5 protein-coding genes and 1 pseudogene are annotated in these 7,633 nt (G+C 66.9%); 4 read left to right on the top strand and 2 right to left on the bottom strand.

Annotation, left to right across the window (positions count from 1 at the left end; genetic code table 11):
* From MCHLDSM_RS39875 to MCHLDSM_RS27610, 3 genes and pseudogenes are all read left to right on the top strand, one after another.
* Positions 1-251, top strand: a pseudogene (locus MCHLDSM_RS39875) (aldehyde dehydrogenase family protein); the annotation flags it as partial.
* A 1-nt stretch (position 252) separates the two neighbouring features.
* Positions 253-662 (top strand): aldehyde dehydrogenase family protein (locus MCHLDSM_RS39870; RefSeq protein WP_170216894.1); only part of this gene is annotated, 410 nt, incomplete at its 5' end.
* A gap of 160 nt (positions 663-822) precedes the next feature.
* The gene (locus tag MCHLDSM_RS27610) at positions 823-2,202 is read left to right on the top strand and encodes an aspartate aminotransferase family protein (protein WP_048472857.1); all 1,380 of its coding nucleotides are present in this window, start codon (positions 823-825) and stop codon (positions 2,200-2,202) included.
* 12 nt (positions 2,203-2,214) lie between these two features.
* On the opposite strand, the gene MCHLDSM_RS27605 is transcribed toward MCHLDSM_RS27610, so the two are convergent.
* Positions 2,215-2,883, bottom strand: coding sequence for a TetR/AcrR family transcriptional regulator (locus MCHLDSM_RS27605; protein WP_048472856.1), 669 nt, complete (start codon positions 2,881-2,883; stop codon positions 2,215-2,217).
* Positions 2,884-3,116: 233 nt separating this feature from the next.
* Here MCHLDSM_RS27605 and MCHLDSM_RS27600 point away from each other — a divergent pair, with 233 nt between their 5' ends.
* Entirely contained in the window at positions 3,117-6,119 is a 3,003-nt protein-coding gene (locus MCHLDSM_RS27600; RefSeq protein ID WP_082169089.1) for an MMPL/RND family transporter, read from the top strand.
* Between the two features lie 31 nt (positions 6,120-6,150).
* Here MCHLDSM_RS27600 and MCHLDSM_RS27595 read toward each other — a convergent pair whose 3' ends face one another.
* A complete protein-coding gene (locus MCHLDSM_RS27595) occupies positions 6,151-7,584 on the bottom strand; it encodes a hypothetical protein (RefSeq protein WP_156455033.1) in 1,434 nt (477 codons plus the stop codon).
* Positions 7,585-7,633 lie beyond the last annotated feature (49 nt).

The raw sequence follows: 7,633 nt of genomic DNA, 5'->3' as shown, positions 1-7,633 counted from the left end.
ATCGGTGACGGCACCGGTGACGCCGACATGGGACCCCTGGTCACCCAGGCCCACCGCGACAAAGTCGCCGGCTACATCGACGCCGGCGAAACCGCCGGCGCCAAAGTCGTCGTCGACGGCCGCACCGTGGCGGCTGACGGCGGCGCCGAGGGCTTCTGGCTCGGCCCCACCCTGCTCGACCAGGTCACCCCCGACATGAGCGTCTACACCGACGAGATCTTCGGCCCCGTCCTGTCGGTCGTGCGGGTGGANGCTTCTGGCTCGGCCCCACCCTGCTCGACCAGGTCACCCCCGACATGAGCGTCTACACCGACGAGATCTTCGGCCCCGTCCTGTCGGTCGTGCGGGTGGAGACCTATGACCAAGCCCTGGCACTGATCAACGCCAACCCCTACGGCAACGGCACCGCCATCTTCACCAACGACGGCGGTGCGGCCCGGCGCTTCCAAAACGAAGTCGAAGTCGGCATGGTCGGCATCAACGTCCCCATCCCCGTCCCGATGGCCTACTACAGCTTCGGCGGCTGGAAAGCCTCCCTGTTCGGCGACAGCCACGCCCACGGCCTCGACGGCGTCAACTTCTTCACCCGCCAAAAAGCCATCACCGCCCGCTGGCTCGACCCCAGCCACGGCGGCATCAACCTCGGCTTCCCCACCAACTGAGCTCATCCCGCGAGCGTGCGTGTCTTGTGCAAGATCGGAAGAGNCGACGGCGTCAACTTCTTCACCCGCCAAAAAGCCATCACCGCCCGCTGGCTCGACCCCAGCCACGGCGGCATCAACCTCGGCTTCCCCACCAACTGAGCCTCCAGGAAACCTCACGATGACAACGACTTTGAGCAGCCTTCCCACGGGGGAGGACATCGACACCGCGATCGCGCGGGGGCGACGCGCCTACGAGCTGGACCGCAAGCACGTCTTCCATTCGTGGTCGGCGCAGGAACAGATCAACCCGATGACGGTTCTCGCCGCCAAGGGTTCCTACCTGTGGGACGGTGACGGCAACCGGCTGCTGGACTTCTCGTCGCAGCTGGTGAACACCAACATCGGCCATCAGCATCCGAAAGTCGTTGCGGCCATTGCCGAGCAGGCCGCGACGCTGTGCACCGTCGCGCCGCAGCACGTCAACGACGCGCGCTCGGAAGCAGCCCGGCTGATCGCCGAGCGCACCCCCGGTGACCTCAATCGGATCTTTTTCACCAACGGCGGCGCCGACGCCGTCGAGCATGCGGTCCGGATGGCCCGGCTGCACACCGGCCGGTACAAGGTGCTGTCTCGGTACCGCTCGTACCACGGCGGCACGGACACCGCGATCAACCTGACCGGTGATCCGCGTCGCTGGCCGAACGACTATGCCAGCAGTGGCGTCGTGCATTTCCACGGTCCGTTCCTCTACCGTTCGGCGTTCCACGCCGAGACCGAGGAGCAGGAGACGCAGCGGGCACTCGAGCATCTCGAGCGGCTGATCCAGATGGAAGGTCCGAACTCGTTCGCGGCGATCATCCTCGAGTCCGTGCCCGGCACCGCGGGCATCATGGTGCCGCCGCCGGGATACATGGCCGGCGTGCGCGAGATCTGTGACCGCTACGGCATCGTGTTCATCGCCGACGAGGTGATGGCCGGCTTCGGCCGGACCGGAAAGTGGTTCGCAATCGACAACTTCGACGTCGTCCCGGATCTGATCACCTTCGCCAAGGGTGTCACGTCCGGTTACGTCCCGCTCGGCGGCGTCGCGATCAACGAGGCGATCTATGACACCTTCGCCGACCGTGCCTACCCCGGCGGGCTGACGTACTCGGGTCACCCGCTGGCGACCGCCTGCGCGGTGGCCACCATCAACGCGATGGAGGACGAGGGCATGGTCGACAACGCCGCGCGCATCGGCGCCGACGTGCTCGGCCCGGGCCTGCGCGAGCTGGCCACCCGGCACCGCAGTGTCGGAGAGGTCCGGGGACTCGGCGTGTTCTGGGCGATCGAACTGGTCGCCGATCAGGCGACCCGCGAACCGTTGGCGCCGTACGGCGGAAGCAGTCCGGCGATGGCGGCGGTGCTGGCGGCGTGCAAGTCCGGCGGTCTGCTGCCCTTCGCGAACTTCAACCGCATCCACGCGGTGCCGCCGTGCAACGTCACCGATGACGAAGTGGCAGAGGGCCTTCGCATCCTCGATGCCGCGCTGGACGTCGCGGATCAGCACGCACGCTGATCGGCGTCGTCCTCACTCCTGGGAGTGATCGTTGACCGCTTGCGAGAGTTGACGTTCCAGGGCGCCGGTGATGTCCGTCGTGGTGACGACCAGAGCGGTCGTGAACTCGATCATCTGCGATCGGTCGACATCGATCTGCTGCCGGTACCACTGCGCGACCAGTTCGAGCAGGCCGCTGATGACGGTCAGCGACGTCAGCCTCACGGTGTCATCGGTCCCCGCACGCGCTCCCAGTAGTTCGCGGACCTGCCCCACCATGATGTCGGTGAGGGTGTCGGTCACCTCGTGACGACGCGGCGCGAGAGCCTCCGCCGTCTGCAACTCTGTCAGGAGACGCGACCGGCGGGGGTCCTCGTCGAGGAAGGCGAACGCGAACTCGAAGATTGCCCGCACGCGAGGCCTGAGATCGGGCGGCGACTCCGACAGTGTTGCCATGATCCCCGTCAGTGCACGGGTGAACTCGTCGTCGAAGACCGCCAGGAGCAGTTCGTGACAATCGGCGAAGCTCTCGTAGAAATAGCGGTCGTTGAGTCGGGCGCGGGCGCTGATCGCCCGCACGCGCAGATCGCCGACGCCGCTCTCGGCCACGGTGTCGAGTGCGGCCTCCATCAATTGGCGGCGGCGCTGCTCCCGTCGTTGATCGGCGGTCTGTCCGCGATGCATGGCCATCAGAGCGGGCACACCTCCTCTTTTCAGCGCCGGGGTTGCGTCTCGCCACAACTTTGGTGAAGAGTGTCACCAACTAGTTTGGTGAAGAGCTTCACCACAATGATAGGGGCGCCGATGCTTCGAGATCGTCAATTTATCGGATCTCTCACCGGCGCACATCCCCGTCAGCTCGGCACACGGCCGGATGCGTGGCGTAGGCAAGTGCAACCGCCTGTCGCACAGCTCTTTTCGGGGACGACCGCCGAATGATCACGCTGCCCGCGGTCTCGCGCCGGCCGCGCGAGCATCGCGGTGAGTACAGTCCACGCCTGGCCGCACTCGGCCAGTTCGCGATCCGCCACAAAGCGCTGGTGATCGGCGCATGGCTCGGCGCTGCAGTGCTGCTCGCCGTGGTCTTTCCGCAACTCGAGACCGTGGTCGGTAAGCAGTCGGTGCAACTGCTGCCCGACGACGTGGCCTCGTTCCAGTCATTCGACCGCATGGCCGCAGCGTTCGACGAGCGGGGCGCGAAGACGTCGATCGTCGTCGCGATGGAGGATCCGGCAGGGCTGAATCCGTCCGCGCAGCAACGCTACTCCGGCCTCGTCGCCGCATTGCGCGCCGACAGCGAGCACGTCCTGATGGTGCAGGATCTCCTGGCGGACCCGACCACCCGCGCGCAGGGCGTCAGCGAGGGCGGGAAAGCGTGGTTTCTCCCGGTCGGAATCGCGGGCACCCTCGGCGACCCCACCGCCGCGGAGGCGATCGACGCGGTGCGCGCGACCGTGGCATCGGCGTTCGCCGGCACCTCGACCGTCGCCCACGTCACCGGTCCGCCCACCACCTTCCACGATCAGATCGCCACGGGCGAACGCGACGCGCACGTGGTGTCGATCGCCACCGCGGTCGTCATCGCGCTGATTCTTCTCCTGGTGTATCGCTCGGTGTTCACTGCGCTGCTGCCGCTGCTGGTCATCGGGATCAGCCTGGCGGTTGCGCGGGGGATCTTGTCGGCCCTCGGCGAAGCAGGGGTACCGGTGTCGCAGTTCACGATCACCTTCCTGGTGGCCATCCTGCTGGGCGCCGGCACGGATTACAGCGTGTTCCTCATCAGTCGCTACCACGAGCAGCGCCGCCAAGGCCGCGATGCCGAAGACGCCATCGTGGCAGCGACCGGAAGCATCGGCCGAGTGATCCTGGCCTCGGCGGCGACGGTGGCGTTGACGTTCGCCGCCATGGCCTTCGCCCGCCTCAGCGTCTTTCAAGGAGTCGGTCCCGCCTGTGCGGTCGCCGTGCTGATCGGCTTCCTGGCGACCGTGACACTGCTTCCGCCGGTGTTGGCGCTCGCCGCCCGGCGTGGCGTCGGGGACCCCCGCCCCGATCTCTCGCGTCGCTATTGGAATCGAGCGGCCGTGGCGGTGGTGCGTCGACCGTGGCCGCTGCTGGCGGCGAGCCTGGCGGTCCTGCTGGCGCTGTGCGCGGCGGCGACCACCATGAAGATCAGCTACGACGACCGCGCAGGACAACCCAGTGGCACCGAGAGCAATCAGGGTTACCAGCTGTTGGACCGGCATTTTCCCAAAGACGCTGTCATCAGCCAGTTTCTGCTCGTGCAGTCGAAGACCGACCTTCGGACCGCCAAGAGCCTGGCCGACCTCGACGAACTGGCGTCGCGCATTTCCCAGGTGGCGGGCGTCACCACAGTCGCCGGGGTGACCCGCCCGACCGGGAGGCGACTCGACCAGGCGCAGCTGTCGTGGCAGAACGGCCGTATCGGCGACAAGATGGCCGCTGCCGTCGCCGACGGCCGGGCGCACGAGGACGATCTCGCCAGACTCACCAGCGGAGCCGATCAACTCGCCGCCGGGCTGGGCCAGCTCGACACCACACTGCGACGGGCTCTGAACCCGCTGGCCGGCATACTCAGTCGGGCGCAGGCGTCCACCCAGACACTGGAGAACGCGCAGCCTCTGCTCCGACAACTCGATTCGGCCGCACCCTCCATCGATCAGGCTCTGCGTAACGGAGCGGGCCTGCGACCTCTGGCCCAGCAGGCCGCCACGGCCGTTGGAGTGATCGAGCCGCTCATCGCCGGCCTCGACGCCTCTCCGTGGTGCGCCACCACACCACAGTGCGCCCAGCTCCGCGCCGAGACACAGGTCCTGGTGACGCTCCGCAACAGCGGGTTCTTCGATCAGGTCGCGGATATCAGCGGTCACTTCCGCCAGAACGCGAGCGTGGCCGATACAGTGGCCGGCGTTCAGGAGGCCGCCGCGACGATGCGGCACACCCTCGCCGCGGTCGGTGATCCCGCCGATCTGGCCGGCAATGTGCGGCGGCTCCAAGACGGGGTCAGCCGCCTCGCCTCCGGCGCGCAGACCCTGGCCACCGGTGTACACACCCTGGCGGACAGCAACATCCAGATGCTCGGCGGGATGAGCCAAATCGCTAACCAACTGCAGAACTCGGCGCGCGCCACGGCCGGGTCCGATGCCGCATCGGGGTTCTATCTGCCTTCCGGCACGTTCGATAACCACCAATTCAGCGACATGGCAGCGCGATTCGTTTCACCGGACGGACGTACCGTGCGCTTCGCCATCACGTCGTCCTACGATCCCTTCTCGGCTGAGGCGATGGCGCTCAACCGCGACATCGTCGACGCGGCCAACGCAGCGCGACCCAACACGTCACTGGCCGACACGGAGATCTCGGTCGCCGGCTTTCCGGCTGTCAACTCCGACCTCCAACAGCTGCTCTCAGCGGATTTCACGAGACTGGCCGCCGCCACACTGCTGATCGTCGGCATCGTCCTGGTTCTGCTCTTGCGCGCCCTCGTGGCGCCCCTCTATCTGCTGGGCACGGTCGTGCTGAACTATGTGGCCGCTTTGGGCCTGGGGGTACTCGTTTTTCAGTACTGGCTGGGCCACGACATCGCGTGGCCGGTGCCGCTGTTGGCGTTCATCCTGCTGGTCGCAGTGGGCGCGGATTACAACATGCTGCTCGTCTCTCGACTGCGCGAGGAATCCACCACGAACATGCGCGTCGGCGTGCTCCGGACCGTCGCCAATACCGGATCCGTGATCACCTCAGCAGGAGTCATTTTCGCCGCCAGCATGTTCGGGCTCATGCTCGGCTCGGTCGACATGATGATCCAGGCGGGATTCGTCATCGGGTGCGGTTTGCTGCTCGACACTTTCGTCGTGCGCACCCTGACCGTCCCGGCCATTGCGACCCTGCTGCGGGAGAAGAGTTGGTGGCCACAACGATGATCCGACTGCGTCGGGTCGAGGCCGTCGACCGTCAGACTTCCAGGAACGGATCGAGGAACGAGACATCGATGCGGTCAGGCACCCGCTTGCGGGCATAGAACACCGGGACGTTGCCCAGGGGTGTCGCGAAAGCGAACGTCTTCACATCCCGCGACGGAGTGGGTAGGACGGACTGCACGGTCCCGAACCCACTGTCGCCCAACAACATCACGTTGAACACCGATCCGACGGGCGGCACATCGCCCGGCGTGATACCGGCGACACCGTCGGTCACGTCGGTGACCAGGACGGCCCTACTCTGGATGCCGAACAGATCGTGCTGGGTGAAGACCGTAGCGTCGACGCTTCCGATACGCGCGCCCCTCGCGTCGTGGACGTCGAACTGTTGGTAGCCCTGATATTGCACCTCTCTGGGCGGCAGACCGTTGATTCCGGCGGGCTGCAGCGGGGACACAGGAACGAGGGTCAGTCCGCGCGAGACCGACAGCGGCTGCGTGGAAGGCGGTTCCGACGCGTCGATGAACGTTCGCGGGCTCGTCTGAACGGTGCCCGAGTTCACCTGTTCGACGGTGACGACATCGCCGGCCGCCGAGGGCATCGACGAGTAGAGCACGTAGTCGGTGTCGGCACCGGCGTAGACGACGTTGTAGACGGAGCCGACGGGGGGAACCTGCCCGGCGCCCGCGCCGACGTTGACGCCGTCGTTTCCGGTCACCAGGATGGCCTGCGTGTAGGTGCCGAGAATGTCCGAGGTGGTGGTGAAGACACCGTCGAAGCTTCCGACCTGAGCGCCGGTCGGGTCGAAGATCCCGAACACCTGATGGCCCTGCACGGAGGTCCACAGCGGAAGCACTCCGCTTGTCGCCGTGATGGTTTCGCCGAGCGGGTCGGCCGGCGCCATGCTGTAGCCGTTGGTGAGCCTGACCGGCCTGTCGTCCACGGTGTGGTCGGCGATGCCCTTGGCGCCGTCGAAGGTACTGCGCAGCGGGATGTTCCCGAAAGGCGTCACCAGGGCCAGCGAGATGACGTTCCCCGACGGCGACGGCATGTCGGAGTAAGCCCACCCGACGGGTCCGAACCGGAAGGTGGCGATCAGGGAGCCGACCGGCGGCACCTGCCCGGCCGCGGCGCCGACATCGGTGCCGTCGTTGGCCGTGACGAGCAGCGAGGTGTAGTTGTAACCGTTGCCCCTGCTCACCAGTGCGTCGAAATCCCCCACGGTGTCCTTCGTGCGGGGGTCGACGATGTCGAAGTGCTGGGTGCCCTGCACCAGGCTCGGCGCTCCGGGCAGATACGTCCACTGCCCGTAGAACGAGGTGACCTCTTCGGTGGAACTGGGCACCAGGCTGTACCCGTGGAGTTTGAGCCTCGGTGGTGCCGCGGTCGGACTGGGCGGCGCGAAGTTCAGGATCGACGCCGACACCGCCACCGCGATCTCGAGCGCGGATGTCAGCGCGAGGCTCACCACCCCGGGAGGGACAGGATCACGGTGCGCCCGCGCGCCGGTCCGGTCC

Origin of the sequence: Mycolicibacterium chlorophenolicum (assembly GCF_001044235.1) — a bacterium.
In the GTDB taxonomy this organism is placed as follows: Bacteria; Actinomycetota; Actinomycetes; order Mycobacteriales; family Mycobacteriaceae; genus Mycobacterium; species Mycobacterium chlorophenolicum.
Note: the sequence above shows the minus strand (reverse complement) of the source record. Positions and strands in the feature narration are given on the sequence as shown.

Excerpts from the sequence above, each read along its gene's own strand:
- MCHLDSM_RS27610 (WP_048472857.1), top strand. The coding sequence starts at position 823 with ATGACAACGACTTTGAGCAGCCTTCCCACGGGGGAGGACATCGACACC.
- MCHLDSM_RS27600 (WP_082169089.1), top strand. The coding sequence starts at position 3,117 with ATGATCACGCTGCCCGCGGTCTCGCGCCGGCCGCGCGAGCATCGCGGT.